General features: G+C 74.6%; 23 protein-coding genes and 1 pseudogene. 8 read left to right on the plus strand and 16 right to left on the minus strand.

Going from position 1 to position 26145, the window contains the following annotated elements; genetic code table 11:
• Positions 1 to 306: 306 nt before the first annotated feature.
• The 8 genes and pseudogenes from glmS to H300_RS0105130 form a co-directional block, all read right to left on the minus strand.
• Positions 307 to 2133, minus strand: coding sequence for a glutamine--fructose-6-phosphate transaminase (isomerizing) (gene glmS / locus H300_RS0105100; RefSeq protein WP_028426580.1), 1827 nt, complete (start codon positions 2131 to 2133; stop codon positions 307 to 309).
• A 97-nt stretch (positions 2134 to 2230) separates the two neighbouring features.
• On the minus strand, positions 2231 to 2503 hold the full coding sequence (locus H300_RS0105105) for a hypothetical protein (protein ID WP_028426581.1): 273 nt from the start codon (positions 2501 to 2503) through the stop codon (positions 2231 to 2233).
• Positions 2504 to 2665: 162 nt separating this feature from the next.
• Positions 2666 to 2827, minus strand: coding sequence for an SHOCT domain-containing protein (locus H300_RS32160; RefSeq protein WP_486583560.1), 162 nt, complete (start codon positions 2825 to 2827; stop codon positions 2666 to 2668).
• 157 nt (positions 2828 to 2984) lie between these two features.
• Positions 2985 to 3293 (minus strand): annotated as a pseudogene (locus H300_RS32165) (DUF4429 domain-containing protein); the annotation flags it as partial.
• Complete coding sequence (locus H300_RS0105115; protein ID WP_028426583.1) at positions 3200 to 4363, minus strand: acyl-CoA dehydrogenase family protein; 1164 nt, start codon at positions 4361 to 4363, stop codon at positions 3200 to 3202. The pseudogene H300_RS32165 and the gene H300_RS0105115, both read right to left, overlap by 94 nt.
• Positions 4364 to 4366: 3 nt before the next feature.
• Complete coding sequence (locus H300_RS0105120; protein ID WP_028426584.1) at positions 4367 to 5326, minus strand: hydroxymethylglutaryl-CoA lyase; 960 nt, start codon at positions 5324 to 5326, stop codon at positions 4367 to 4369.
• Positions 5323 to 7392: an ATP-binding protein gene (locus H300_RS0105125; protein WP_028426585.1), complete on the minus strand. Its 2070-nt coding sequence runs from the start codon at positions 7390 to 7392 to the stop codon at positions 5323 to 5325. The genes H300_RS0105120 and H300_RS0105125 overlap by 4 nt, the downstream gene beginning before the upstream one ends.
• Positions 7393 to 7406: 14 nt before the next feature.
• A complete protein-coding gene (locus H300_RS0105130) occupies positions 7407 to 9023 on the minus strand; it encodes a carboxyl transferase domain-containing protein (RefSeq protein WP_028426586.1) in 1617 nt (538 codons plus the stop codon).
• A gap of 94 nt (positions 9024 to 9117) precedes the next feature.
• On the opposite strand from H300_RS0105130, the gene H300_RS25035 reads away from it, so the two are divergent.
• Positions 9118 to 9780, plus strand: coding sequence for an SACE_7040 family transcriptional regulator (locus H300_RS25035; protein ID WP_051269483.1), 663 nt, complete (start codon positions 9118 to 9120; stop codon positions 9778 to 9780).
• A 56-nt stretch (positions 9781 to 9836) separates the two neighbouring features.
• Here the strand turns inward: H300_RS25035 and H300_RS25040 are convergent, their stop codons facing one another.
• From H300_RS25040 to H300_RS0105150, 3 genes are all read right to left on the minus strand, one after another.
• Positions 9837 to 10421: a peptidoglycan DD-metalloendopeptidase family protein gene (locus H300_RS25040; protein ID WP_078515722.1), complete on the minus strand. Its 585-nt coding sequence runs from the start codon at positions 10419 to 10421 to the stop codon at positions 9837 to 9839.
• 343 nt (positions 10422 to 10764) lie between these two features.
• Entirely contained in the window at positions 10765 to 11508 is a 744-nt protein-coding gene (locus H300_RS0105145; protein ID WP_028426587.1) for an SCO2400 family protein, read from the minus strand.
• Between the two features lie 242 nt (positions 11509 to 11750).
• Positions 11751 to 12791, minus strand: a complete 1041-nt coding sequence (locus H300_RS0105150; RefSeq protein ID WP_028426588.1) for a LacI family DNA-binding transcriptional regulator — start codon at positions 12789 to 12791, stop codon at positions 11751 to 11753.
• Between the two features lie 204 nt (positions 12792 to 12995).
• Between H300_RS0105150 and H300_RS0105155 the strand changes: the two genes are divergently transcribed.
• Positions 12996 to 14324 carry an ABC transporter substrate-binding protein gene (locus H300_RS0105155; RefSeq protein WP_028426589.1) on the plus strand — a complete coding sequence of 443 codons (1329 nt, stop codon included), beginning with the start codon at positions 12996 to 12998 and terminating at the stop codon, positions 14322 to 14324.
• A gap of 390 nt (positions 14325 to 14714) precedes the next feature.
• Here H300_RS0105155 and H300_RS0105160 read toward each other — a convergent pair whose 3' ends face one another.
• Together H300_RS0105160 and H300_RS0105165 are read right to left on the minus strand one after the other, a co-directional pair.
• On the minus strand, positions 14715 to 16112 hold the full coding sequence (locus H300_RS0105160) for a sensor histidine kinase (RefSeq protein ID WP_028426590.1): 1398 nt from the start codon (positions 16110 to 16112) through the stop codon (positions 14715 to 14717).
• Positions 16109 to 16819, minus strand: a complete 711-nt coding sequence (locus H300_RS0105165) for a response regulator transcription factor (RefSeq protein WP_028426591.1) — start codon at positions 16817 to 16819, stop codon at positions 16109 to 16111. The genes H300_RS0105160 and H300_RS0105165 overlap by 4 nt, the downstream gene beginning before the upstream one ends.
• 32 nt (positions 16820 to 16851) lie before the next feature.
• Here H300_RS0105165 and H300_RS0105170 point away from each other — a divergent pair, with 32 nt between their 5' ends.
• Positions 16852 to 17505, plus strand: coding sequence for a hypothetical protein (locus H300_RS0105170; protein WP_037979118.1), 654 nt, complete (start codon positions 16852 to 16854; stop codon positions 17503 to 17505).
• Between the two features lie 34 nt (positions 17506 to 17539).
• Here the strand turns inward: H300_RS0105170 and H300_RS0105175 are convergent, their stop codons facing one another.
• The gene (locus H300_RS0105175) at positions 17540 to 18448 is read right to left on the minus strand and encodes a fused MFS/spermidine synthase (protein ID WP_028426593.1); all 909 of its coding nucleotides are present in this window, start codon (positions 18446 to 18448) and stop codon (positions 17540 to 17542) included.
• Between the two features lie 34 nt (positions 18449 to 18482).
• Positions 18483 to 18908: a hypothetical protein gene (locus tag H300_RS25045; protein ID WP_051269489.1), complete on the minus strand. Its 426-nt coding sequence runs from the start codon at positions 18906 to 18908 to the stop codon at positions 18483 to 18485.
• A gap of 170 nt (positions 18909 to 19078) precedes the next feature.
• Here H300_RS25045 and H300_RS0105185 point away from each other — a divergent pair, with 170 nt between their 5' ends.
• A complete protein-coding gene (locus tag H300_RS0105185) occupies positions 19079 to 20509 on the plus strand; it encodes an NsdA family TPR-like regulatory protein (protein WP_028426594.1) in 1431 nt (476 codons plus the stop codon).
• An 82-nt stretch (positions 20510 to 20591) separates the two neighbouring features.
• On the opposite strand, the gene H300_RS0105190 is transcribed toward H300_RS0105185, so the two are convergent.
• On the minus strand, positions 20592 to 21194 hold the full coding sequence (locus H300_RS0105190; protein WP_028426595.1) for a histidine phosphatase family protein: 603 nt from the start codon (positions 21192 to 21194) through the stop codon (positions 20592 to 20594).
• A gap of 148 nt (positions 21195 to 21342) precedes the next feature.
• Between H300_RS0105190 and H300_RS25050 the strand changes: the two genes are divergently transcribed.
• The 4 genes from H300_RS25050 to H300_RS0105210 all read left to right on the plus strand — a co-directional run bounded on the left by H300_RS25050 (position 21343) and on the right by H300_RS0105210 (position 26084).
• Positions 21343 to 22584 carry a hypothetical protein gene (locus tag H300_RS25050; protein WP_051269491.1) on the plus strand — a complete coding sequence of 414 codons (1242 nt, stop codon included), beginning with the start codon at positions 21343 to 21345 and terminating at the stop codon, positions 22582 to 22584.
• Positions 22575 to 24137 (plus strand): hypothetical protein, encoded by a 1563-nt coding sequence (locus H300_RS0105200; RefSeq protein ID WP_028426596.1) that lies wholly within the window; start codon positions 22575 to 22577, stop codon positions 24135 to 24137. Before H300_RS25050 ends, H300_RS0105200 begins: the two co-directional genes overlap by 10 nt.
• A 62-nt stretch (positions 24138 to 24199) precedes the next feature.
• Complete coding sequence (locus H300_RS0105205; protein ID WP_028426597.1) at positions 24200 to 25525, plus strand: AAA domain-containing protein; 1326 nt, start codon at positions 24200 to 24202, stop codon at positions 25523 to 25525.
• A 187-nt stretch (positions 25526 to 25712) separates the two neighbouring features.
• Positions 25713 to 26084 (plus strand): hypothetical protein, encoded by a 372-nt coding sequence (locus tag H300_RS0105210; RefSeq protein ID WP_028426598.1) that lies wholly within the window; start codon positions 25713 to 25715, stop codon positions 26082 to 26084.
• The last annotated feature ends 61 nt before the right edge of the window (positions 26085 to 26145 follow it).

The raw sequence follows: 26145 nt of genomic DNA on the forward strand, positions 1-26145 counted from the left end.
GGGCTCGGGACCCGGTGCGGGCCTCCCACCGCGCCGCCCGGGGCCCTTCGAGGGCCCCGCCGCGGGCCTTCCCGGAATTTCTCGCCGCCGAAGGGTGCATTCTGTACCGGTAGCGGGCATAGAGCAGGCAACGTGCTGCCGTACGGGGGGTGACGGTCCCCGGCCGGCAGCCTCCCGCCGGCGTGATGGGCGACACCGGCGAAGAGGAGGGGCCCGCCCCGCGTCTGGTGGCACCGGAGCGGGCCCTTCCTGCGCGGCGCTCCCCGGAGCGCCGCGCGGCGGGGGCCGCCCGCAGCCCCCGCCGGATCACTCCACCGTGACGGACTTCGCCAGGTTGCGGGGCTTGTCGATGTCCCGGCCGAGCGCCAGCGCCGTGTGGTAGGCGAGGAGTTGCAGCGGGATCCCCATCAGGATCGGGTCCAGCTCCACCTCGTTCCGCGGGACGACAAGGGTGTGGTCCGCCTTCTCCTGCGGGCTGTGCGCGACCGCGAGGATCCGGCCCTGCCGGGCCTTGATCTCCTCCAGGGTCGCGCGGTTCTTCTCCAGCAGGTCGTCGTCGGGCAGGACGGCCACCGTCGGCACGGCGGGCTCGATCAGGGCGAGCGGCCCGTGCTTCAGCTCGGAGGCCGGGTAGGCCTCCGCGTGAATGTAGGAGACCTCCTTGAGCTTCAACGAGGCCTCGCGCGCCACCGGGTAGCCGCGCACCCGGCCGACGAACATCATCGACTTGGACTGGGCGTACTCTGCCGCGAGCCGCTCGATCTCCGCCTCGCCCGCCATCACCTCGGCGATCTGGGCGGGGAGTCGGCGCAGCCCGGCGATGACGCGCTTGCCGTCCGCCACCGAGAGGTCCCTGATACGGCCCAGATGCAGGGCGAGCAGCGCGAACGCCACAGCGGTGTTGGTGAAGCACTTGGTGGAGACGACGCAGACCTCCGGCCCCGCGTGCACGTAGACGCCGCCGTCGGTCTCCCGGGCGATCGCGCTGCCCACCACGTTGACCACGCCGAGGACCCGGGCGCCCTTGCGCTTGAGCTCCTGGACGGCGGCGAGGGTGTCGTAGGTCTCGCCGGACTGGCTGACCGCGATGTACAGCGTGTCCGGGTCGACGACGGCGTTGCGGTAGCGGAACTCGCTGGCCGGTTCGGCGTCTGCGGGGATTCTGGCCAGCTCCTCGATCAACTGAGCCCCGATCATGCCGGCATGGTAGGCCGAACCGCAGCCGAGGATCTTCACCCGGCGGACCCCGCGGGCCTCCCGGGCGTCCAGGTTGAGCCCGCCCAGGTGCACGGTGGCGAACCGGTCGTCGATCCGACCGCGCAGCACCCGGTCGACGGCGTCGGCCTGCTCGGCGATCTCCTTGTGCATGTAGGTCTCGTGGCCGCCCATGTCGTACGACTCGGCGGCCCACTCGACGGTCTCCGGCGAGGTGGAGGTACGGGAGCCCTCGGTGGTGTAGGTGCGGTAGTCGTCCGCCTTGATGGTGGCCATCTCGCCGTCGTTGAGCGTGACGACCTGCCGGGTGTGCGAGACGAGCGCGGCCACGTCGGACGCGAACAGCATCTCGTGCTCGCCGACTCCCAGCAGCACCGGCGAGCCGTTGCGGGCGACGACGATCCGGTCGGGGAAGTCGGCGTGCAGCGCGGCGATGCCGTAGGTGCCCTCGATGACGGAAAGGGCCTCGCGGACCTTCTCCTCCAGCGTCTCCGCCTGGGCGCGGGCGATCAGATGGGCGAGCACCTCGGTGTCGGTCTCGGAGGCGAAGGCGACACCGTCCGCGACCAGTTTGGCGCGCAGCTCGTCGGCGTTGTCGAAGATGCCGTTGTGGACGACGGCCACGCGGCCCTCGACGTCCGTGTGCGGGTGGGAGTTCTCGTCGCTGGGGGCGCCGTGGGTGGCCCACCGGGTGTGGGCGATGCCGGTGGTGCCGGCGAAGCGCTTGGGGACCCGGGCCTCCAGTTCGCGCACCCGGCCCTTGGCCTTGGCCGTCTTCAGCCCGCCGCTGCGGCCGGTGCCGCTGCTGTGGATGGCGATGCCCGCCGAGTCGTACCCGCGGTATTCCAGGCGCTGGAGTCCTTCGAGGAGCAGCGGCGCCACATCCCGTTTGCCGATGTATCCCACGATTCCGCACATAAGCACTTCTCCTCGTCGACGTTCTTCTTCGTGCCCGGCGCCGCTCCCCGCTCCGTGAGCCCACGTCCGGCCCTCTGCGGACCGGCCGCGGCTGGGTTCAGCCGTAGACGATGCGGCGCAGCTGCCGCAGCGACAGCGGGGGCGGCGCGACCGCCCGCCGAGGCAATTCCGCGGTGATCTGCTGGAAGATCGCCGGATTGGCGAGGCCGCCGGACTGGAGCTCCCGGTGCCGGCGGCGGACGAACTCCTCCACCGTCTCGTCGAAGTAGGCGAGCACGTCGAGCACCACCCGGACTGCTTCGCCGCGCTGGAGCGTGGTGCTGCGGACCAGGTGGTCGACGAGATCGTCATGCTGACGGCGATCGAGCACCCGTTGATAGTGCGGGGCCGGAGGGGCTTTTGCAAGAATCCTGCCCGGATTCGGGCACAAGTGCACTCATCTGCAGGAGGGAGGGCGCGCCCGCGGCTCCGTACGTGGCGCCCGGGACGCGCCCGCTCCCCGCCGCACCCGGGTGAGGGTCCGGAACCGGGCTCAGAAACGTTCGAGGAGGGACCGCTTGGCGATGGCGAACTCCTCGTCCGTCAGCACCCCGGACCGGTGCAGCTCCCCGAGTTCCCGCAACCGCCGCAGCAGCGCGTCGTGGTCGGACCCGTCGGACGGACCGGCACCGCCTGCGGCGCCCGGTGCCCCCACCGGGGGCACCGCGGGCACCGCGCGGTCCGCTGGCGGCGCCCCCCGCCCCCGGAGCCGCCTCCACCGCCACGGGGCCGTGCGGGTGCGGCAGCCGGGCCGTCACGGCCGCGGCGAAGAGGGCGGACTCGGCGGTCTCCCGGGCCTCCCGGAAGCCCCAGAGCACCACACAGTTCGGATCGTGGTCCGGCTTCACCGCCGCGACCCCCGGGCCCTTCGGGGTGAAGCGCACCCAGCCGCTCTCCCAGCCGGGCTTCGACCACTCGATACCGGCGAGGTCCCGGAGCAGCAGCCCGCGTCCGCGCCCCGGCACCAGCCCCCGTCGAAGGTCCAGGCTCCACCGTTCTGGATGATCTCCGCCATGCACCGATTGTCTCAGGACGGACCGAGACCCAACTCCCTCGCGACGAGCATGCGCTGAACCTCGCTGGTGCCCTCGCCGATCTCCAGGATCTTGGAGTCCCGCCACATCCGGGCCACCGGGTACTCGTTCATGAACCCGTAGCCGCCGTGGATCTGGGTGGCCTCCCGGGCGTTGGTCACCGCGATCTCCGAGGAGTACAGCTTGGCCAGCGCCGCCTCCTTCTTGAACGGTTCCCCAGCCAGCAGCCGCGAGGCGGCGTCCCGCCAGGAGAGCCGTGCGGTGTGCGCCCGCATCTCCATATCGGCGAGCTTGAACTGGATCGCCTGGTTGTCGCCGATCGGGCGGCCGAAGGCGGTACGGGTACGAGCGTAGGAGAGCGACTCGTCGACGCAGCCCTGGGCGAGCCCGGTGGCCAGAGCGGAGATGGCGATCCGGCCCTCGTCGAGGATCCGCAGGAACTGCGCGTAGCCGCGGCCCTCCTCGCCGAGCAGGTTCGCGGCCGGCACCCGGACGTCCTGGAAGGACAGCTCGCGAGTGTCCGAGGCGTTCCAGCCGACCTTGGAGTACGGCGCGGCGACGCCGAAGCCGGGCGTCCCGGAGGGGACGATGATCGACGAGATCAGCGGCGCGCCGTCGTCCTTGCGGCCGGTGACGGCGGTGACGGTGACCAGTCCGGTGATGTCGGTGCCGGAGTTGGTGATGAAGCACTTGGTGCCGTTGATCACCCACTCGTCGCCGTCGCGCACCGCGGTGGTCCGGGTGCCGCCCGCGTCGGAGCCGCACTCCGGCTCGGTGAGGCCGAAGGCGCCGAGCAGTTCGCCGGAGCACAGCCGGGGCAGCCACTCCCGCTTCTGCTCCTCGGTGCCGAAGCGGTGGATCGGCATCGCCCCCAGCGAGACGCCCGCCTCCAGGGTGATCGCCACCGAGGAGTCGACCCTGGCCAGTTCCTCCAGGGCCAGGCCGAGCGCCAGGTAGTCGCCGCCCATGCCGCCGTACTCCTCGGGGAACGGCAGGCCGAAGAGGCCCATCCGGCCCATCTCACGGACGATCTCGTAGGGGAACTCGTGCCGCTCGTAGAGGTCGCCGATCTTCGGGGCGACCACCTCGTGTGCGAACTCCTCGACGGTCCGGCGAAGTTGCTCGTGCTCGGGGGTGAGCCTGTGGTCCAGGGCCATGGGTCACTGCTCCTTGTGGGAGAGGGCGCGTACGGTGCGGGACGGACTGGGCCGGCCCAGGTGCTCCGCCATCCAGTCGCTGGTGGCGACGAGGCGGTCGAGGTCGACACCGGTCTCGACACCGAGACCGGTCAGCATCCACACGAGGTCCTCGGTGGCGAGGTTCCCGGTGGCGCTCCCGGCGTACGGGCAGCCGCCGAGGCCGCCGGCGGAGGCGTCCACGGTGGTGACGCCATGCCGCAGTGCGACGAGGGTGTTGGCCAGGGCCTGGCCGTAGGTGTCGTGGAAGTGCACCGCGAGCCGGTCGGCGCCGATGCCCTCGGCGTCCAGTGCGGTCAGCAGTGCGGACACCTGGCCCGGGGTGGCGACGCCGATGGTGTCGCCGAGGCTGAGCTCCTCGCACCCCATGTTCCGCAGCAGTCGGCAGACGTCGACCACCTGCGCGGCCGGTACGGCGCCCTCCCAGGGGTCGCCGAAGCACATCGACAGGTAGCCGCGCACCCGCGCTCCGGCCTCCCCTGCCTCGGCGACCACCGGCGCGAACATCGCCAGCGACTCCTCCACCCCGCGGTTGAGGTTGGCCCGGGCGAAGGACTCGGTGGCGCTGGCGAAGACGGCGACGTCGCGGGCGCCGAGGGCCAGCGCGCGGGAGAGGCCACGGGCGTTGGGGACGAGCACCGGCAACCGCACCCCGGCCAGCTCCGCCGGGGCGTCCGGACCGGTCAGCCGCGGGTAGAGCTGCTCCGCGTCCGCCAGCTGCGGCACCCAGCGGGGATGGACGAAGCTGGTCGCCTCGACGGTGGTGAGTCCGGCTCCGGCGAGCCGCCGGACGAACTCCGCCTTCACCTCGACCGGTACCACCCGCTGCTCGTTCTGCAGGCCGTCGCGCGGCCCGACCTCGTGGATGCGCACCCGGGCGGGCAGGCCGTCCAGCGGGACGCGCATCGGCAGTCCGTCCGTCATCGGGGCTCCTCCTCCGGCTCCTCCGGCAGTGGCTCGACGACGGCGAGCACCTGGTCCATCGCGACGGTGCTGCCGGCGGTGACGTCGAGTTCGGTGACGGTGCCCGCGAAGGGCGCGCTGATGACGTGCTCCATCTTCATCGCCTCGACGATCAGCAGGGCCTGCCCGGCCGCCACCTGCTCACCGGCCGCGGCCTTGACCACGGTGACGGTGCCGGGCATCGGCGCGGTGAGCGCGTCGCCCGCGGCGCCGCCGGCGGCACGCAGCGCGGCGGCCACCGGGTCGTGCTCCCGGAGCAGCCAGGCGGCGCCGTCCCGGCCCAGCCAGTGGCCGCCGCCCTCCGCGGCGCGGTCGAAGGTGACCGCGATGCCCTGCCACTCCAGCCGCACCCGGCCCTCTCCGGCCGCGGTGAGCCGGGCCGCGACGGCGGGTGCCTCCGCCTCCACCCCGGGTCGGTCGGACCGGTCGGGGAAGCGGACCTCGGCGGCTTCGGCGGAACCGCGCACCGCGACCGTCACCGGGTCGTGGCCGGGCGCCTTCAGCCGGTGCGGCACCCAGGCCGCGTCGGCGCCCAGCCGCCAGCCGGAGGGGACCGAGAACGGGTCCGTCCAGACGCCGGGGGCGGGTCGCGGGGTGGCGGCGGCGGTGCGCAGCAGGGCGACGGCGGCGTACACCTCGTCCGGGACGCCCTTCGGCACCATCGAGGCGGCGTCCCGGTCCACCAGCCCGGTGTCCAGCTCGCCCGCGACGACCGCGGGGTGCGCCAGCAGGGCGCGCAGGAAGGCGGTGTTGGTGTCCAGGCCGAGTACGGCCGTGTCCGCCAGTGCGGACCGCAGCCGGCGGACCGCGCTCGCGCGGTCCGGGCCGTACGCGACAACCTTGCCGAGCATGGGGTCGTAGTGGGTGCCGACCTCGGTGCCGATGGTGAGCCCGGAGTCCACCCGGACGCCCTCGCCGTCCGGTTCACGCAGGCGCAGCACCCGGCCCGCGGAAGGCAGGAAGTCCACTCCTCCGGCGCCGTCCGCCCGGGCGGTCTCGGCGCAGATCCGGGCCTCCACCGCGTGGCCGCGGACGGCGACGTCGTCGGTGGTGAAGGACAGCGGCTCCCCCGCCGCGACCCGCAGCTGCCACTCGACGAGGTCGATACCGGTGACCAGCTCGGTGACCGGGTGCTCGACCTGGAGCCTGGTGTTCATCTCCATGAAGAAGTACGCCGAGGGGTCGTCGCCCGGCACGATGAACTCGACGGTGCCGGCGCCCCGGTAGCCGCACGAGCGGGCCGCGTCCACCGCGGCCGCGCCCATCGCGGCCCGGGTGGCGGGGTCGAGGAACGGGCTGGGCGCCTCCTCGATGATCTTCTGGTGCCTGCGCTGGAGCGAGCACTCGCGCTCGCCGAGGTGGACGACGTTGCCGTGGCCGTCGGCGAGCACCTGGATCTCGATGTGCCGGGGGCGGTCGATCCAGCGCTCCACCAGCAGGGTGTCGTCGCCGAAGGAGCCTTGGGCCTCACGGCGGGCGGCGGCGATCTCCTCGGCCAGCCGGGCGGCGTCCCGAACCAGGCGCATCCCCTTGCCGCCACCGCCCGCCGAGGGCTTGAGCAGCACCGGCATGCCGATCTCCCGCGCGGCGGACGCGAGTTCGGCGTCGCCGAGCCCGCTGCCGGAGGAGCCGGGCACCACCGGCACCCCCGCGGCGGCGACGGTCTCCTTGGCCCGGATCTTGTCGCCCATCAGCTCGATCGCCGCCGCCGGCGGGCCGATCAGGACGAGGCCGGCATCGGTGACGGCACGGGCGAAGGCGGCGTTCTCGGCCAGGAAGCCGTACCCCGGGTGCACGGCGGAGGCCCCGGTGCGGGCGGCCGCATCCAGCAGCCGCTCGGTGCACAGGTAGCTCTCCTCGGCGGCGGCCGGGCCGATCCGCACGGCGGTGTCGGCCTCCCGCACGTGCCGGGCGTCGGCGTCCGCGTCGCTGTGGACGGCGACCGCGCGGACCCCCTGCCGTCGCAGGGTGCGGATGATCCGGACGGCGATCTCGCCCCGGTTGGCGATCAGTACGGTGTCGAACATCCGAAGGGTTCCCCTCACATCCGGAAGACGCCGAAGCCGCGGTCGCCGAGCGGCGCGTTGGCGCAGGTGGTCAGTGCCAGGCCCAGCACCATGCGGGTCTCCAGCGGGTCGATCACGCCGTCGTCCCAGAGCCTGGCGGTGGCGTAGTAGGCGTTGCCCTGGCTCTCGTACTGCGCGCGGACCGGCTCCTTGAGCGCCTCCTCGTCGGCGGTGCTCCACTCCTCGCCACGGGCCCTGAGCCGGTCGCCCCGGACGGTGGCCAGCACCGAGGCCGCCTGCTCGCCGCCCATGACGGAGATCTTGGCGTTCGGCCACATCCACAGGAAACGGGGCGAGTAGGCCCGGCCGCACATCGAGTAGTTGCCCGCCCCGTAGCTGCCGCCGACGACGACCGTCAGCTTGGGGACCCGGGTGCAGGCGACCGCGGTGACCATCTTGGCGCCGTGCTTGGCGATGCCGCCGGCCTCGTAGTCCCGGCCGACCATGAAGCCCGAGATGTTCTGGAGGAAGAGCAGCGGGATGCCGCGCTGGTCGCACAGCTCCACGAAGTGGGCGCCCTTCTGGGCCGACTCGGAGAACAGGATGCCGTTGTTGGCGACGATGCCCACCGGGTGCCCGTGGATCCGGGCGAAGCCGGTGACGAGGGTGGTGCCGTACTCGGCCTTGAACTCGGCGAAGCGCGAGCCGTCGGTGATCCGGGCGATGATCTCGCGGACGTCGTACGGGGTACGGGAGTCCACCGGCACCACGCCCGGCAGTCCCTCCGGGTCGACGGCCGGTTCCTCGACGGCCTCCACCGACCAGGGCAGCGGCCCGCGCGCGGGCAGGGTCCCGACGATGTTCCGGACGATCCGCAGCGCGTGGGCGTCGTCCTCGGCGAGGTGGTCGGTGACCCCGGAGATCCGGGAGTGCACCTCGCCGCCGCCCAGCTCCTCGGCGGTGACGACCTCACCGGTGGCGGCCTTCACCAGGGGCGGGCCGCCGAGGAAGATCGTCCCCTGGCCGCGGACGATCACCGCCTCGTCGCTCATCGCCGGCACGTAGGCGCCCCCGGCCGTGCAGGACCCCAGGACGGCGGCGATCTGCGGGATGCCGGCGGCGGACATCCGGGCCTGGTTGTAGAAGATCCGGCCGAAGTGCTCGCGATCGGGGAAGACCTCGTCCTGCATCGGCAGGAAGGCGCCGCCGGAGTCCACCAGGTACAGGCAGGGCAGCCGGTTCTCCAACGCCACCTCCTGCGCCCGCAGGTGCTTCTTCACCGTCATCGGGTAGTAGGTGCCGCCCTTGACCGTGGCGTCGTTGGCGACGATCACCGCCTCCCGGCCGGAGACCCGGCCGATTCCGGCGATCACCCCGGCGGCCGGTGCCGCGTCCTCGTACATCCCCTCGGCGGCGAGCGGGGCCAGTTCCAGGAAGGGGGAGCCGGCGTCGAGCAGGGTGTCGACCCGCTCGCGGGGCAGCAGCTTGCCGCGGGCGGTGTGCCGCTCCCGCGCTGCGGGACCGCCGCCCGCCCGGGCTCGCGCGAGCCTCTCCCGCAGCTCTCCGGCCAGTGCGCGGTGCGCGGCGGTGTTGGCCCGCCACTCCTCGGAGGCCGAATCCGCGGTGCTGCTCAGCGGCACTGCCTGCTCCATGGGAGGGAGCCCCCTCGCTCGAAGTTAATAACCGTTAACCCATCCTGCCGGGCCAGGTTAACGCCGACTAACCCCGGTGTCTACAATCGCCGGTATGAGCACGAGCACCCGGGCCAGGGGCGGCGCCGCGGCCGGCCCGCCCAGCCGACGCGAGCAGATCCTGGGCGAGGCCGCCCGCCTCTTCGCCGAGCGCGGCTTCCACGGCGTGGGCGTGGACGAGATAGGCGCCGCGGTGGGCATCAGCGGCCCCGGTCTGTACCGGCACTTCGCGGGCAAGGACGCGATGCTCACCGAACTGCTCGTGGGCATCAGCGAGCGACTGCACGAGGGCGGGCGGCAGCGGCTGGCCGCGGCGGCAGCGGCCGGCCTTCCCCCGGGCGCGACGCTCGACGCGCTCATCAGCGGCCACATCGACTTCGCCCTGGACGACCGGGCGCTGATCACCCTGCACGACCGCGAACTCGGCCAGCTCTCCGGAGAGGACCGCCGACGCGTCCGGCGGCTCCAGCGCCAGTACGTCGAACTGTGGGTGCCGGTGGTCAGCGAGGTGCACCCCGGCGTGCCGGAGCCCCGGGCCAGGGCCGCTGTGCACGCGGTCTTCGGACTGCTGAACTCCACCCCGCACCTGAGCCGCCCCGCCGCCCTGCCCGGCCGATCGGACACCGCCACCCTGCTGCACCGGCTGGCTCGCGGCGCGTTCGCCGCCGCCGACCCGGCCGCCGCTCCGACGGGCGGGCCGGCCGCCGCTCCTCGCTGACCGCCGCCCCCGCTGCGGGCGCCGGGCGGAGTCGACACGGGCCGGTGTCCGGTGGCTCAGTCCAGCCGGACGCCGCGCGCGGCCAGGTACGCGACCGGATCGATGTCCGTCCTGTAGTGGCGCGTGGTCCGGACCTCGAAGTGCAGGTGGGGGCCGGTCACCCGGCCGGTGGCCCCGGAGTCGCCGAGCCGGTCCCCGGCGCCCACCCGCTCCCCCGGTTTCACGGCGGTCCTCGACAGGTGGGCGAAGAGGACGAAGTGGCCGTCGTCCATCCGGACCACGACCGCGTTGCCGTAGTCGCCGTACTCCCGGGCGAGGTCCACCGTGCCCGGCCCGATGCCGGACACCCGGGTCCCGCTGGGCACGGCGAAGTCGATACCGGTGTGGTGGCCGGCGAGCCAGTCGCCGGCGACGCCGTACCCGGCGGAGACCGGGTACGCGGCAGCCAGCGGGGCGGACCACGTCCCCGGCGCCCCGGCGGCGGTGCCCCACGGCCGGGCCCGATCGGCTCCCGCCGTCCCCGCCGCGGCCTGCTGCGCGCCCCCGAGCACCGGCACCAGGGCGAGGGCCGCGAGTGCTCCGCCGCGCAGCACGCCCCGCCGCGACAGCGCCGTCCGTTCGTCTTCACGTGGTGTACACATCAGGCCGTCCTCCTGTGCAGCGAAGCCATCACTTGTGAGGACACGTCAACAACGGGGGTGGTGCATCTCGTGGGAAGACCCCCGAAGGGCCGAACGGCGTACCGCCGCGCCCTGGGCGGATCGTCAAGGTCCGGTCCGGAGAGGCGGGTTGGCGAAGCAGGAGGTCCAAGCGCGCATGCACCCCCGTACAGGTGAATGGAGTGGACCACCGCCCAATGAAGTGGGCGGTCGCTTCTGCTGACGGTACGGCAGCTCATCCGGAGTCAGCCCACGGCGCGGTCGCTTGCGTCCGGGAGGGGCGGGGCCCGGCCTCAGGCCAGGGACGAGGGGGAGGCGGGCCGGGTCACTCGCACCACCACAGGACGCACTCCTCGTCCGCGGGCGGCGGATCGCCGTCGCCCGGCTCGTCCGAGGGTGAGGGCTCCTCGGACGGGTCGGCGGTCTGCGAGGGCGTGCCGTCGTCCCCGGGGCCCTCCTCGCCCTCCTCCGGGGGCGACCCGACCGGCTCGGAGGCCGGGGGCTGCGGAGTCCGGGAGGGCTGCGCCCCGCCGGGTTCCTCGGACGGCGACGCGTCGGTGTCCGACTCCTCGGCCGAAGGTGACGCGGACGTCCCGGAATCCGTGGGGGACGCCTCCCCCGAGGGGCTCTCCTCCTCCTGCACCGGCACCGCGGCTTTGGTCTCCTGCGGCTCCGCCGCGGGCGTCGGGGCGGAACTCGGCTTGGCCCCGGGCTCCCCGGCGGGCAGCACATCGCCGGCCTCCACGGCTACCCCGGCGAGAACCGCGCCGAACAGCAGCGCCCCGATGGCCGTCCGCCGCCTCCTGGCCCGACGGGAGGCCCGATGCAGCGGGCGCCCGGGCCTGCCCCCCGACGGGTGGGGCAACTCCTCCGGGCGCGACGGCTCCTGCGGGTGCGGCGTCTGCTCCGGACCCGGACCCGCGGAGCCCTGCGTCCCGGCCTCGGCTGACGGCGCCTGCCCCACCACCGGCAGCGGCCGGGTCGAGTGCCCGTCGGGCTGGACGGCTCCGCAACCGGGACACACCAGCGCACCGTTCAGGTGGCGGCGGCAGGTCGGGCAGTAGTCCACGGGCCGACTCCATCGGGTGGGCAGCGTTGAGCGGTTACCCTACTGGGCGGTTTTCGAGCCATCGCCCCTGCCCCCGGACGCTGTTCGATTCCGGCAGGTTCGCCCGTACGCGTCCCCCGAGCGGTGTCCGTACCGCCGCCCGGCAGGGTGGGCGCGGCTCCGCTCGGGTCGACGGCGCTGCCGCGGCGGTGGTTCACCCCACCCGCCGCTCCGCGTCCCGGCGGGGCCGCGTGCTGTCGCCGTCAGGACGACCGGCGGTGGACGAGTTCGGTGGGCAGCAGCGTGCTGCGGCTGACCGGCAGCGGCACCGCCGGGTCGTCGCGCGCGGCCAGGCGCTCCAGCAGCAGCCGTGCCATCTCCCGGCCCATCTCCTCCATCGGCTGCCGGACGCTGGTGAGCGGCGGGTCCATGTGCCGGGCCACCGAGGAGTCGTCGAAGCCGACCAGTGCCACGTCCTCGGGGACGGCACGGCCGGCCTCGCGCAGCGCCAGCCGGGCCCCGGACGCGGTCAGGTCGGAGGCGCAGAACACCGCGTCCAGGTCCGGACGGCGACGCAGCAGTTCTCCCGTCGCCCGGTGGCCGGACTCCTCGGTGAAGTCCCCGTAGACGACCAGGGACTCGTCCGGTGGGCAGCCGGCGGCCCGCAGCGCGGCCCGGTACCCGTCCAGCCGGCAGCGGGCGACGTACATGTCCGGCGGGCCCGTGACGGTGGCGATGGTGCGGCGGCCGCGGGCGAGCAGGTGCGCCACCGCGGCCCGCGCGCCCCCGTGGTTGTCGCAGTCGACGAAGCTCGCCGTCTCCTCCAGCGACCGCCTGCCGCCGAGCACGGCCGGCATGCCGATGGAGTCCAGCAGCTCGGGGAGCGGGTCGTCGGCGTGCACCGAGACCAGCAGCACGCCGTCCACCCGGTGCGCGGAGGCGTACTGGGCGAAGCGCTCGCGCTCCTTGCGGTCGCGGATCAGCGTCAGCAGCAGTTGAAGGTCCGCGTCCGCGAGGGCGGAGCCGACTCCGCGGACGATCCCGGAGAAGTACGGCTCCACGAAGAGCCGGTTCTCGTGCTCCGGGACGACGAGTGCGATGGCGTCCGTACTGCCGGCCGCCAGCGCCCGGGCGGCCCGGTTGGGGACGTAGCCCAGTTCGGCCACCGCCGACTGGACGGCCGCGCGGGTCTGCTCACTGACCCGGGGGGAGCCGTTGATCACCCGGGAGACCGTGCCGCGCCCCACCCCCGCCAGGACCGCGACCTGCTCCAGAGTCGGCCTGCGGCGCCCGGTGCCACGCATCACCACGTCTGCCTCCCCCTGCCCGTACTCGGATGCGCCCGATCATTCCACCAACCACGGGCTGTCCCGCAACAGGTCCGGCCGTTGCCTTGACACTCCGGAAGCAGTCGGCGACTGTTCAACCCGTCATCCTGAGCGGGAGCGCTCCCATACTCCCTTCGCCACCCCCCTTCACTTCACATCCCGTACGTCGGGAGGGACGCGATGTACAGCAGGACCCGCACATCCCCGTATCGTCCGATCGCCCGCGGCCTGGCCGCGGGCGCGGCCGTCGCCCTGAGCACCGCCCTGCTGGCCGGCTGCGCCGCGGAGGACCCGCGGCCGGTGGCCGCCAGCGGCACGGAGCCGATAACCGTCTCCGTCGGCGTGTTCGGCGTGTTCGGCTACGAGCAGGCCGGACTCTACGAGGAGTACGAGGAGCTCAACCCGCACGTGACGATCGAGGAGAACTCCGCCGAGCGGAACGAGGACTACTACCCCGCGCTGCTCGACAGCCTCTCCACGGGCGGCGACCTGAACGACGTGCAGGCCGTCGAGGTGGCGAACATCAACGAGCTGACCTCCGCCCACGCGGACGACTTCGTCGACCTCGCGGAGGCACCCGGCGTCGAGCAGGAGAGCTTCCTGCCGTGGAAGTGGGACCAGGCGACCTCCGGGGACGGCCGGGTCATCGGGGTCGGCACGGACACCGGACCGATGGGCGTCTGCTACCGCAAGGACCTCTTCTCGCAGGCCGGACTGCCCACCGACCGCGAGGAGGTCGGCGCGCTGTGGGCGGGCGACTGGGCCGACTACGTCGCCACCGGCGAGCGGTACACGGCGAACGCCCCGGAGGGCACCTCCTTCATGGACGGTGCCGCAGGGCTCTACAACGGCTCGGTGTCCAGCTACGCGGAGAAGAACTACGACCGGTCCGGCAAGCTGGTCTACAAGAGCAGCGAGGCCGTCCGGACGTCCTGGGACCTGGCGATGCAGGCCGCCGAGGGCAGCATGACGGCGCGGCTCAAGCAGTTCGACAGCGCCTGGGACCGGGCCTTCGCGAACGGCTCCTTCGCCTCCGTGGTCTGCCCCTCCTGGATGCTCGGCTACATCAAGGAGAAGTCGGGCGAGGAGGGAGCGGACCAGTGGGACGTGGCCGAGGCGCCCCGGCCGGCCAACTGGGGCGGCTCCTTCCTCACCGTCCCCGAGGCGGGAGCGAACCACAAGGAAGCGATCAAGCTCGTCGCCTGGCTGACGGCGCCGCAGCAGCAGGCCAAGCTGTTCGAGAAGCAGGCCAGTTTCCCCAGCTCGCAGCGGGCGCTCGAACTCCCCGAGGTGAAGGAGGCGACGCACGAGTACTTCGGTGGCGCCCCCATCGGCGGGATCTTCTCGGTCGCGGCGCTCGGCATCCCCACTGCCGTACTCGGGCCGAAGGACCAGGTCATCGGCGAGAGCATCGCCAACGTGGGCATCCTCCAGGTGGAGCAGCAGGGGAAGTCGCCGCAGGAGGGCTGGGAGGCCGCGGTGCGGAGGATCGACGAAGCGGTCGGGTGACCGGGGCTGCCCGGGAGCAGGGTGCCGGCAGGGGCCGGGCCGGACGGGAGCGCCGACGGGCCGGGACCGGGTGCCCGCTGCGGACGGGGACGGGCAGGGAGCGCCGGCCCGGCCGGCCGGACCGGTGGGGCGGTCCGGCCGGCCCGTGGGGGAAGGGCCGGCGACCGCGGCGGCCGGTGGGGGGACGGCCGCTCGCGGTCGGTGACGGGGCCCTGGACGGCGGAGTGCGGCAGACGGGGCAACGGACCGCCGCACCCCGCCTCCAGAGGCTCCCTGTGGGGGGTGCTTGCACACTAGCTCCCCGGGAACGGACACATCGTCACCGAACGGACCTGCCGCGGTGTGCTTAATCCGGGCTTAAGGCGGCCATCGAACGAGGTTAAGCGGCTCTCACGTGCGGCGACCGGGCCGCCGCACGCGGTGACGCACCACGCCCCGCGAACGCCGCCTGCGCGTCGGTACGTCGCCGCCGAGCGCCAGCCAGAGCCGCACCTCCGCGCCGCCCAGCACCGACCGCCCGATCCGGACGTCACCTCCGGTGGACTCGGCCACCCGGCGGGCGATGTCCAGCCCCAGCCCGGTCGATCCGGGCCCGCCGTCACCGTGGCCGCGGCGCAGTGCGGCGTCCGGGTCGGCGATGCCGGGACCGGCGTCGGAGACCAGGACGATCACCGAGTTGCTGGAGGTGCCGGCGTCGTACACGTCGACGGCGAACGCGGTGCCGTCCGGCGTGTGGCGGAACACGTTCCCGAGCATCGCGTCCAGCGCCGCGACGAGTTCGGCCCGGCTGACGGGGACCCGTACCGGCCGATCGGCGCCCGCGACCCGGGCGCTGCGCCCCTCGTCCTCGGCCAGGGCCGACCAGAACGCCATCCGCTCCCTGACCACCTCGGCGGCGTCGCAGCCGGCCGCGGCACCGCTCTGCGCCTGCGGGCGCAACTCCCGCGCGGTGCGGATCACCTGGTCTACCTCACGCTCCAGTTGGGAGACGGCCTGCCGGGTCTGCTCGGCGGCGTCGTCCTCGCCGAGGGAGGCGGCGTTGAGTCGGAGGACCGTCAACGGGGTGCGCAGCCGGTGCGAGAGGTCAGCCGCCAGTTCGCGCTCGTTCGCCAGCAGCGCCACCACCTGGTCGGCCATCGAGTTGAACGCGACCGCGGCGGAACGGAGTTCCGCAGGTCCCCGTTCCGGCACCCGGACGCCCAGCTTCCCCTCGCCGAGTTCGTGTGCGGCGTTCGCCAGGTGCTCGGCGGGGCGCACCATCCGGGTACCGAGGCGGTCCGCGAGCGCCACCGTCCCGATGATCAGGGTGACGCCGACTCCGGCCAGCACCAGCCAGGCGGTCTCGACACCGCGGGAGACCTCTTCCTCGGTGACGAACACCTCGACCACGGCGATCCGTCCGTCGTCCACGGCGGTGGGCTGGAGCAGGGCGAACCCGCCCTCCACCGCCACGACGGAGGCGCGACCCGCGCCCACCTCACGCTCGGGCGCGCGGGACTCCCCGATCTCCATGGTGCGGGCCGCGCCGCCGTCCGCCGCGGCGCGGCCCGGCATCCGGACCGCCATCCGGCCGTCGGCACCGGCCTGGGTGCTCGCCACCGCGCGCTGCAACTCGGCCCGGTCGTCGGTGATCGCAAGAGCCGGGCCGACCGCGGCGGCCTGGCGCTCCGCGTGCGAGAAGGCCCGGTCCCGCGCCATTTCCTTGACCACGAGCGCCAGCGGCACGGCGAAGGCGAGCACGACCATCGAGGTCACGGCCAGGCTCAGCCGGACCAGGGCCCATCTCATCGCACGGTTCCGGACGCCGGCGGCTCCAGCTTGACGCCGACACCGCGCAGTGTGTGCAGGTAGCACGGCCTGGCGGCGGTCTCCCCCAACTTCCGCCGCAGCCAGGAGAGGTGGACGTCGATCGTCTGGTCGTCCCCGTAGGACTGCTGCCAGACCTGCGCCAGCAGCTCGCGGCGGGGCACCACCACCCCCGGGCGGCCGGCCAGGAACGCGAGCAGGTCGAACTCCCGGCGCGTCAGATCCAGTGTCCGGCCGTCGAGTTCGGCCTGCCGGCGCAGCGGGTCGATGGCCAGCCCGCCGACCCGCAGCACCCGGTCCGCCGGTTCGGTCGCCCCGGGATGCCGATTGCCGCTGCGGCGCAGCACCGCCGCCATCCGGGCGGAAAGGTGGGCCACGGAGAACGGTTTCACCAGGTAGTCGTCGGCCCCGGCGTTGAGCAGGCGGACGATCTCCGCCTCGTCGTCCCGGGCCGTCGCGATGATCACGGGCACCTGGGTGATGCCGCGCAGCATCTTGAGCGCCTCGGCGCCGTCGAGGTCCGGCAGGCCCAGATCGAGGATCACCACGTCGAAACCGATCTGCGCGACCTCGCGCAGGGCCTCCAACGCGGTCCCCACACTCCGTACCGTGTGGGATGCCTCGGTGAGGTGCCGGATGAGGGCGGAGCGCACGAACTGGTCGTCCTCGACGACGAGCACACTTGCCATGCGCGGAACCGTAGCCCATTGGAGTGAGACTGATGCAACGACGAGTGGCCCAGACGGGCGCCTGGCTGGTGGCCACGGCCGCGGCCTCCACGGTCTGCTGGCTCGGCGTGCACACGGTGCTCTCCGGAACGGCGTACGACCCGCCGGAGGCAATGCCGGTCTCCGACGACGGGGGGACCACGGCCGCCGTCGGCTCCTCCACCCAGCGGCCCAAGCCCTCCACGCCGCCCACCGCGAGCGAGGAGTCCGGCGACCATCCGTCGGGGAAGGCGCCCGGGGACGGGAAGCGGTCCGGCGACGGCAACGCCGGGGAGAGCGGCGCCCCGAAGGACGGCGAGGGAGCGGACGGCGCCCAGGGGAACGGCGGTGCGCGAGATCCCGGCACCCCGCCGGGCGGGGAGCAGGGCGAGGCCCCGGACGGAGCGGGGGCGCCCGGCGGAGCGGGGGCCGAGGGGGAGGGCGGCGGGCAGGTCAGCAGCTACCCCGTGGAGGGGGGCTGGGCCGCGTTCGACCTGGGCCCCGAGACGGCCTCCCTGGTCTCGGCGACGCCGCGTTCCGGCTGGCAGGTGCAGGTCTGGGAGCAGGAGCAGTGGATACGGGTGACCTTCACCCGGGACGACAGCTCGTCCTCGGTCTTCTGCACGTGGCACGACGGACCGCCACGGGTGCAGGTCGACGAGCACTGAGGCGCGGTCCCGCCCACGCCGGACCCGCTGCCGTTCAGCTCTTCCCGCGCCGCGGCCCGGAGCCGGGAAAGGTGCCGGGGGGCGGCGCCGGGGAGCACACGGCGGTCGCGTCGGTCACCGGCCGGGCGCCTGCGGTGAAGTCGAGCAGTTCACGGCCGTGCAGCACCCGCACCGGCTGCGCCTCACCGGCCAGGCGCCGGGGGAGCTCGACGAGCGGCAGGGCACCGTCCGCGGCGAGCAGTACCGCGTTGCCGAACCGCTTGCCGCGCAGCACCGCCGGCTCGACCAGCACGCACACGTGCTTGAACATGACTGCCACGGTGGCGAGTTGGGCACGCAGATGGCTCAGCGGCGGCCCGTCGGCCAGGTTGGCGGTGTACCAGCCGCCAGGGACGAGCACCCGGCGGGCCTCGGTGAGGAACTCGGCACTCGTCAGGTGCGCGGGGGTGCGGGCCCCGCTGAAGACGTCGGCGACGAGCAGGTCCGCCCAGCTGTCCGGGATCCGGTCGAGTCCGGCGCGGGCGTCCGCACCGCGCACCTTGATCCGCCACCCGCGGTCGAGCGGGAGCTCGCGGCGGACGAAGCGGGTCAGCGCGGCGTCCGCCTCCAGCACCTGCTGAGTGGAGCGGGGCCGGGTGGCGGCGGTGTAGCGCGGCAGCGTCAGCGCGCCGCCTCCCAGGTGCAGCGCCTGCACGGGTTGTCCGGGCGGGGCGACCAGGTCGATCAGGTGGGCCAGGCGCCGCTGGTAGGCGAAGGCGGGCCGGGCCGGGTCGTCCAGGTCCACGTGGGACTGCGGGGCACCGTCGACGGTGAGCTCCCAGGCGCGGCGCCGGTCCGGGTCGGGCCGCAGCTCCGCGAGGCCGCCCCCGACCTGCTCGGACCTCGGCTCCCCGGCCGCGCCTCCTTTGGCCCGCTCCTCGGCCGGCCTGCGCTGTCTGCCCACACCGGCCAGTATCCCCTGCCCGGACGGGCCGGTGTCACCAGCGGTCGACGGCCTCGATCGCACGGGCCGCCTCCCCGAGCGCGGCGCGCAGCCGGGACGCGTCGGTCACCTCCGGGTGCGCGGTGTCCGGGGCGACCAGCCACCCCGCGCCCGCCACCGGGGGCTCGCCCGCGTAGCGCGGCCCCCGGCCGCAGGTCTGGGTACAGGCGCTGCCGGGCAGGTCCCAGCCGTCCGCGGTGCCGGGCGGCACCAGGAAGCCCAGCGTGCGGCCCTCGCCGTCGTGCAGGACCGGTCCGACCCCGTCCCGGAGCCGGAGGATGTCCACCGCCTCCAGGCCCTGCCGGGCCGGCACCGTCACCAGATCGCAGGGCTCCGCCCCCTCCTCCGCTCCCTCTTCGGCACCGCCGGCCGCCGCGGTGCGGGGCCAGGCGGTCGTACGCACGTCTCCGGTGTCCAGCACGTGACTTCTCCTCTGCACTCGCCGACACCCGGTTCAACGCCCGGCGGCGTCAACGGCTACGGCGCCGGAGCACTGCAAGGAGTGGCACTTCATGGCAGATGTCAGGTGAGACATCCGTTTTGTCAGCAAACCCAGTGTGGCGGCCCCGGCACGACGTGTACCTTCCCGGCATGGCGTCGTCACCATCAACGTCAGTGGCAGCCGCACCGCAGCGGCGGCCGAACGCGGCCTTCCGGCGTCTTCGCGGGCAGCTCTCGCCCGGCGAATTCGCCGCGTCGGTCCGGCGCGCGGCCCGGGAGATCGGCGAGCGCGTCTCGTGCGACGCCCGGTACATCGGCCGGGTGGAGGCGGGCGAGATCCGCTGCCCGAACTACGCCTACGAGCGTGTGTTCCGGCACATGTTCCCCGCCCACAGCCTCGACGACATGGGATTCGCACCCCGGGAGGCGGTGCGGGGCCGCGCGGCGCGCGGCGGCCGGGTCCGGGGAGGTGCCCGGCCAGCCGAAGGCGCCTCGGCCTCCCTGCGGGAGAGCACCTGCACGGTGTGCCGGCTGCCCGCCACCGAAACCCATACCCACACCGACGAGGAGAGCGACGTGCTGCGTCGCGCATTCATGACCGGCGGCCCCGCCGCACTGGCCACCGCCTCGCTGGGAGCGCCGCTCGCAGAACGGGCCGCCGCCGCTTCCGGACCGGTCCGGGCCGGCTCCGCCGAGGCGTCGGAGGTCGAGTCCGCCGTGCGCCGGATCAGGCTGCTGGACGACCGGCACGGGGCCGACAGCCTCTACCAGCGGGCCGGGGCCTGGCTCCGCACCACCTACGATCTGCTGGACGCCGGCGCCCGCCGCCGATCGGTCACCGGCAGGCTCCAGGCCGGTGCCGGCGAACTCGCCATTTCCGTCGGGTGGTTGGCGCACGACTCGGGTCGGATCGAGGACGCCCGCTCGCACTACGCCGAGGCTCTGGCCACCTCGCGGCTGGCTGGGGACACCGCGCTGGAGGCGCACGCCTTCTGCAACGCCGCCTTTCTGGCCCGTGACGCGGCACGCCCGCGGGAGGCGGTGCGGGCGGCGCAGGCGGGCCAGCAGGCCGCGGCCGGCCTCGGCTCCCCGCGGCTGCTGGCCCTGCTGGCGATGCGCGAGGCCGGCGGCTGGAGCGGTCTCGGCGAGCGCTCCGGATGCACCGGGGCGCTGAGCCGCGCCCGGTCGCTGTTCGACCGCGGGCCGCGCGAGGCCGATCCGGAGTGGATGACCTTCTTCGGCGAGGCCGAACTGGCCGGACTGGAGGCCCAGTGCTGGGCGGCACTGGGTGACTGGCACCGGGCGGTGGGGTGCGCCCGGCGCGCGGTGGAGCTCCAGCCCCCGCACTTCGCCCGCAACACCGCGCTGTTCACCGCGGAACTGGCCGAGGACCTGGCGGGACTCGGCGCCCCCGAGGAGGCGGCGGCAGCAGGCGGCGAGGTGCTCGACCTGCTGGAGACGGTGCAGTCCTCACGGGTGAACCGGATACTCGCCGGCACCGCGCGCGGGCTCGCAGCACACCGCTCCGAGCCTGCGGTGCACGCCTTCCTGGACCGGATGACCGCCCGGCTGCCTGCCTGAACGGCCCGGCGGCGTCCAGGAGGTCCGGTCCGCCCCGGCCGCCGCGGACCCGGCCCCTCGGCAGGCCGCAGAGCGGCAGGACTCAGACGCCGTCCAGGTGACCGGTGTCGTTCCATCGCTCCACCGCCGGCGCCCCGTAGGCCCAGCCGAGTTCGGAGAGCGAGGCGGGCGAGAGCCGGAGACGGGCGGCGAAGGCGGGATCGAGCCCCAGCCAGCGCGAGGCGAGCACCCGCAGGAAGTGGCCGTGCGCGAAGAGCAGCACGTCGCGCTCGGCCACCCGGACCTCGTCGATCACCTGGTCCGCGCGGTCCGCAACGTCGGAGAGCGACTCGCCGCCGGGCACGCCGTCCCGCCAGATGAACCAGTCCGCGCCGGCCCGCTTCTTGATCGTCTCGGGCGGCAGGCCCTCGTAGCCGCCGTAGTCCCACTCCATCAGAGCGTCCCAGGGGCGCGCCCGCCCGCCGAAACCGGCGAGCTCGCAGGTCTCCGCGGCCCGGACCAGCGGGCTGCTCCGCACCTCGGCGTCCGGCAGGCCGTCCCAGGGGGTGCGGCGCAGCCGCTCGCCCAGCAGTTCCGCGGTGCGGCGGCCCTCGTCAAGGAGGGGTACGTCGGTACGCCCGGTGTGCTTGCCCAGCCGGGACCAGGCCGTCTGGCCGTGGCGGACCAGCAGGATGCGCGCTGACATGGCGGGGAAACTCCTCGCGGTGGGGTCGGCCGTTCTCACGCACCATCATCGCTCAGCATGCCGGGAAACGTCCGCCCGGGCCGTCGCGGCACGTCGTCCGGCCTGCACGGCTCCCCTCCTGTCCGTCCCGGATGCCAGACTCTGCCGGGTGACGCAGCACCCGCACCACACCTCGCACCGCACTCCGGCCCCACCGGACCCGCAGCAGTCGCTGCACCGGCGGCTCGCCGCACTGCGCGGGCCGGGCCGCCCGCCCCGGCCACTGGACGCCCGGGCCGTCGCCGCGCTGGCCGGGAACCCGGGCTGCCACCGCCGGGCGCTGCTCGACGGCGCCGGAGTGGACAAGGGGGCGGTCGCCCGGACGCTGGGCGCCCCGGCGCCCTTCGGCCAGTCCCAGTTCGCCTTCGCCCGCGGCCACGCCTTCGAGACCCGGCTGCTCGCGGACAGCGGCGCGGAGCTGGTCAGGCTGCTGCGCGAACACCTGGGCGGCGCCGCGGCCGACGTGGTCGTCCCGGAACTCGACGCGGACGGCCCGGCCGGCCGCACCGAGCGCACCCGGCTCGCGCTGGCGGAGGCCGACCGCACGGCGGCCCCGCAGGACGGCGGCGAGGCCGCGGGACAGTGGACACTGCTCTGCCACCCGCTGCTGGAGCTGGACGTGGCCGGCTCCCCCGTCCGTCTGGAGCCGGACGCCGTGGCGGTGGCACCGGACGGCCGCCGGACGGTCGTGGAGATCAAGTCCTTCCCGATCCTCGACGGTTCCGCGGACCCGGCCAAGGTGGGCGCCGCGGCACGGCAGGCGGCCGTGTACGCCCTCGCCCTCCAGCGACTCGGCGGCTCCGTGACGGACGGTGCGCTGCTGGTCTGCCCGAAGGACTTCGCCAACCTGCCGACGGCCGCGGTACTCGACCTGCGCAAGCAGCAGGCCGCCGCCCGGCGGCAGCTCGCCCGGCTGACCAGGGTGGCGGAGATCGCCGAGTCCGTTCCCGAGGGCGTCAGCTTCGACCCGGACCTGCCGCCCGAGGAGTTGGCCGCCGCGGTGGCCGCGGTGCCCGCGGAGTACGACCCGCAGTGCCTCGCCGGGTGCGAGCTCGCCTTCCACTGCCGGTCGCAGTCCCGGGCCGCGGGCGAGGTCACCGCGCTCGGCCGCGGCACCCGCGGCGAGCTGGGCGGGATCCCGACGGTGCAGGAGGCCCTCGCCGCCGCCCGCGGGGAGGCGGGTGATCCGTCCGACCCGGCGGTGGCGGCCCTGCGGGAGGCCGCCCGGCTGCGAGCCGAGGCGCTGGTCCCCGCTCCCCCGCCCCCCGGTCCGGCCGCCGCCCCGGCGGGGAGTCCGCCCGGCGAGGCCCCGCCCCGGGAGCCCGCACCGCGGGAGGCGGGATGTCGCTGATCGGCATCCTGGCGCGGATGGAGGCCATGGAGGCCGGATCGGCACGCCCCCTCACCACCGTCCGGCACCGCCATCTCGCCGAGCACCCGCTGGTCCTCGTGCCGCTGACGACCGCGGGCGAGGCGGGTGCGCCGCTGGGGGCGATGGTGGGCACCGACCGGGAGAACCCGGTGCTGTTCACGGTCGGCCAGCCCCGGGACCGCGACCTGCGTTTCGCGTTCCTCGCGGCGCTGGCCGACGTGATGCTGCCGCACCTGGAGTCGGCCCTCGACGCCACCGAGCCGGTTGCGGCCCCGCGCGGCGCGGCCGCCCGCGCGGGGCCGGCTCCCGCCGGCGGCCGGTCGACCGATCCGGATTCGGCGGAGTCGGCTCGCGAACTGTGCACGGACGCGCCGCAGGTGGTGGTGCCGAACCGGGCCGGGATGGAGTTCGTCCGGCTGCTGGGCCGGTCGATGCGGTTCCGCCGCACCCGGGAGGAGGACCCGGACACCACCTTCCCGGCTCCCGCCCGGGTGCCGCTGCTCGGCCGCTGGCTGACCCACTACGGCGAGCGCGCCAGGGTGCCGGGGAGCTCCCTGCTCCTGGCCGTGACCGAACTGCTCAACCGGCACTGGGCGACCGGCCAGAGCGTGCTGGAGGACCAGCACCTCGGTGCGCTCCTGGCGTGGCACCGACCCGGCGGAGAGGGCGCGGCGGCCGCGCTCAGGGCGGAGACGGCCCGCGGACGGGACGGCCTGCTGCACACCCCACCCGCCGGTCCGGCCACCGATCCGGTCTTCGACAACACCCGGCTCGCCCCCGCGGTGCGGCGGTTCGACGAGCGCAGGCCGGGCGCAGCGACGGAGGTGGAGGCGCTGCTCGCCTCGCAGTTGCGCCCGACCTGGGACGCCGCCTGGGAGGGCCTGGACCTGGTCCGGGCGCTGCCCGCCGGTGACCGGGTCGCGTCCCGCTGGGAGGGCGACCGCTGGTCGTACACCGGGCACCGCGACCGGCTGCGGGCCGGCGAACCGCCGCAGCCCCGCCGGGACGACGCGGTGACGGCGGCCAGGAAACTCGCCGCGCGGGAGCGGGACCAGGCCCGGCTCGCCGCGCACGAGGCGCTGGACGACCCGCTGGTCATGGCGGCCCGCAGGCTCGCGGGCGAGGCGTTCACCGGCGTGGTCACGGAGGTGGCGCCCGCGTACTCCGAGGGGAGGCGTCCGATGCCCAGGCCGCTGGTGACGGTCCGCACCACCGACCGTCCGCAACTGGGCGAACGGACGGCCGTGTTCCGTCCGCTGCCGGAGGGGCGCTCGCAGAGCGGCGAGTTCGCCGCCGCGCCCGGGCCGGGGCTGCTCACCGTGCAGCTCACCGGCGGGATGGGCCGCAGCCGCGAGCCCGCGCCGGGAACGGTCCCCGAGCCGGGCGAGGCGGTGTGCTTCACTCTCTTCCCGCACACCCAGCGCGGGGGACCGGACCTGCCCGATCCGGAGGACACCCCGTGGACACACGGCGGACCGCCGGGGTCCACGGACAGCTCCCCCGACCCGAGCACCCCGGAGGACCTGCTGTGACCGCCGACGCCCGCGTCCCCCGCCCGGCCTCGGGACGGGAGACCGCCGGTCCCCCGCCCGGGATGGCCGGTCCGGCCGCCCAGGCGGACGCCGCCACGGCGGCCATCCTCGCGGACACGCTGGCCGGCGCAGAGCGCGGCGTGGTGGTCGACTCCCCGCCCGGCGCCGGCAAGTCGACGCTGGTGGTGCGGGCGGCGAGGGAACTGGCCGCCGCGGGACACCGGCTGATGGTGGTGGCGCAGACCAACGCGCAGGTCGACGACCTGGTGGAGCGCCTCGCCGCCACGGACCCCGAACTGCCGGTGGGACGCCTGCACAGCAGCGACTACGTCCCCGCGGGGCCGCGCCCCGACCGGCACCCCTCCGTGCGGATGTCGGCCAAGGCGGGTGAGCTGGCCGGGCTCGACGTGGTGCTCTCCACCGCGGCCAAGTGGGCGCACGTCAAGAACGCCGAGCCGTGGCCGCACGCCATCGTGGACGAGGCGTACCAGATGCGCTCCGACGCCCTGCTCGCGGTGGCCCGGCTGTTCGAGCACGCCCTCTTCGTCGGCGACCCGGGGCAGCTCGACCCCTTCAGCCAGGTCGGCACGGAGCAGTGGGCGGGGCTCTCCCACGACCCGTCGGCCAGCGCCGTGGCGACCCTGCTGGCGCACAACCCCCGGCTGCCGCAGCACCGGCTCCCGGTGTCCTGGCGGCTGCCTGCGTCCGCGGCTCCCCTGGTGTCCGAGGCCTTCTACCCGTTCACCCCGTTCCGTAGCGGCACCGGGCCCGGCGACCGCCGGCTGGCGTTCCGCGAGGACGGCGACGGCTCGGCGCACGACCGGGTGCTGGACGAGGCCGCGGAGCACGGGTGGGGGCTCCTGGAGCTGCCGGCCCGGCACACCCCGCGCACCGACCCGGAGGCGATCGCCGCCCTGGCGCTGGTGGTGCGCCGCGCGCTGGACCGCGGCGGAGCCGCCTCCGACGAGCGCTCCTCGGGCCCGGTTCCGCTGGGTGCGGACCGGATCGCGGTGGGCACCGCCCACCGGGACCAGGCCGCGGCGGTCCGCACAGAGCTGGCCCGCCTCGGGGTGGAGGGGGTGACGGTGGACACCGCGAACCGCTTGCAGGGGATGGAGTTCGACCTCACGGTGGTGCTGCACCCGCTCTCCGGGCGCCCGGACGCCACCGCGTTCCATCTGGAGACCGGACGGCTGTGCGTCCTCGCCTCGCGGCACCGGCACGCCTGCGTGGTCGTCTGCCGCGAGGGGGTGGCGGCGCTGCTGGATGCCCACCCCGCCACCGAGCCGGTCCAGCTCGGGGCGACGGTGGCCTTCCCGGACGGCTGGGAGGCCAACCAGGCGGTGCTCGCCGAACTCGCTCCGCGCGCCGTACCGCTGCGCGCATGAGTGCGCTGCGCGCCGCCGGGCACACGCTTGCCCGGGTGCCCGGCGGCGAACAGGAGTGCGCGGGTGCGGTGGGGCCCGGGTGGGGAAGCCTGAGTGCCGTGAGATCGATTACGTTCCGACGGGGCAGTCGGGGCGGGGAGGCAGGAGGAGAATGGTGGACGGCACCGAACCCGACGGAGGTACCTCCATGCCCGAGCCGCACCAGGCTCCGGACCCGAGCAGCGGGGGTCCTCGTTTCCGGCGGCCCGCCCCGCTGATGTTCGAGCCCCCCGAGGCGGCGGGCGACCCGGAGCACTTCTTCGACCTGGAGTCCATCAGCGATCCGCGGGAGCTGCTGTCCCGGGCGACCGAGCTGGCGCTGGCCTTCCGGGCAGCGGCGGACCGGGCGACGGAGTTCCAGGCCCTCGCGGCCGCCCAGCTCGCCGATCCGCGTCGCTTCGACCGGCTGCCCGACGCGGTGATCGCCGACCGGGCGGAGTGGACCGAGGACTACGCGGTCCGGATGGTCGCGTTCGGCAGGGAGCTGCTCCGCGACGAGGCGCAGGGCCGGGGCCGGTAGGCGCCCACCGCCCTCGGGTCGCGTGACAGGGACGGGCCGGGGAGCCGGGCAGCGGGCACAA

Source organism: Streptomyces sp. TAA040 (assembly GCF_000424845.1).

Excerpts from the sequence above, each read along its gene's own strand:
- glmS (WP_028426580.1), bottom strand. The coding sequence starts at position 2,133 with ATGTGCGGAATCGTGGGATACATCGGCAAACGGGATGTGGCGCCGCTG.
- H300_RS0105115 (WP_028426583.1), bottom strand. The coding sequence starts at position 4,363 with ATGGCCCTGGACCACAGGCTCACCCCCGAGCACGAGCAACTTCGCCGG.
- H300_RS0105120 (WP_028426584.1), bottom strand. The coding sequence starts at position 5,326 with ATGACGGACGGACTGCCGATGCGCGTCCCGCTGGACGGCCTGCCCGCC.
- H300_RS0105125 (WP_028426585.1), bottom strand. The coding sequence starts at position 7,392 with ATGTTCGACACCGTACTGATCGCCAACCGGGGCGAGATCGCCGTCCGG.
- H300_RS0105130 (WP_028426586.1), bottom strand. The coding sequence starts at position 9,023 with ATGGAGCAGGCAGTGCCGCTGAGCAGCACCGCGGATTCGGCCTCCGAG.
- H300_RS25035 (WP_051269483.1), top strand. The coding sequence starts at position 9,118 with ATGAGCACGAGCACCCGGGCCAGGGGCGGCGCCGCGGCCGGCCCGCCC.
- H300_RS25040 (WP_078515722.1), bottom strand. The coding sequence starts at position 10,421 with ATGTGTACACCACGTGAAGACGAACGGACGGCGCTGTCGCGGCGGGGC.
- H300_RS0105150 (WP_028426588.1), bottom strand. The coding sequence starts at position 12,791 with ATGCGTGGCACCGGGCGCCGCAGGCCGACTCTGGAGCAGGTCGCGGTC.
- H300_RS0105155 (WP_028426589.1), top strand. The coding sequence starts at position 12,996 with ATGTACAGCAGGACCCGCACATCCCCGTATCGTCCGATCGCCCGCGGC.
- H300_RS0105160 (WP_028426590.1), bottom strand. The coding sequence starts at position 16,112 with ATGAGATGGGCCCTGGTCCGGCTGAGCCTGGCCGTGACCTCGATGGTC.
- H300_RS0105165 (WP_028426591.1), bottom strand. The coding sequence starts at position 16,819 with ATGGCAAGTGTGCTCGTCGTCGAGGACGACCAGTTCGTGCGCTCCGCC.
- H300_RS0105170 (WP_037979118.1), top strand. The coding sequence starts at position 16,852 with ATGCAACGACGAGTGGCCCAGACGGGCGCCTGGCTGGTGGCCACGGCC.
- H300_RS0105185 (WP_028426594.1), top strand. The coding sequence starts at position 19,079 with ATGGCGTCGTCACCATCAACGTCAGTGGCAGCCGCACCGCAGCGGCGG.
- H300_RS0105190 (WP_028426595.1), bottom strand. The coding sequence starts at position 21,194 with ATGTCAGCGCGCATCCTGCTGGTCCGCCACGGCCAGACGGCCTGGTCC.
- H300_RS0105200 (WP_028426596.1), top strand. The coding sequence starts at position 22,575 with ATGTCGCTGATCGGCATCCTGGCGCGGATGGAGGCCATGGAGGCCGGA.
- H300_RS0105205 (WP_028426597.1), top strand. The coding sequence starts at position 24,200 with ATGGCCGGTCCGGCCGCCCAGGCGGACGCCGCCACGGCGGCCATCCTC.
- H300_RS0105210 (WP_028426598.1), top strand. The coding sequence starts at position 25,713 with ATGCCCGAGCCGCACCAGGCTCCGGACCCGAGCAGCGGGGGTCCTCGT.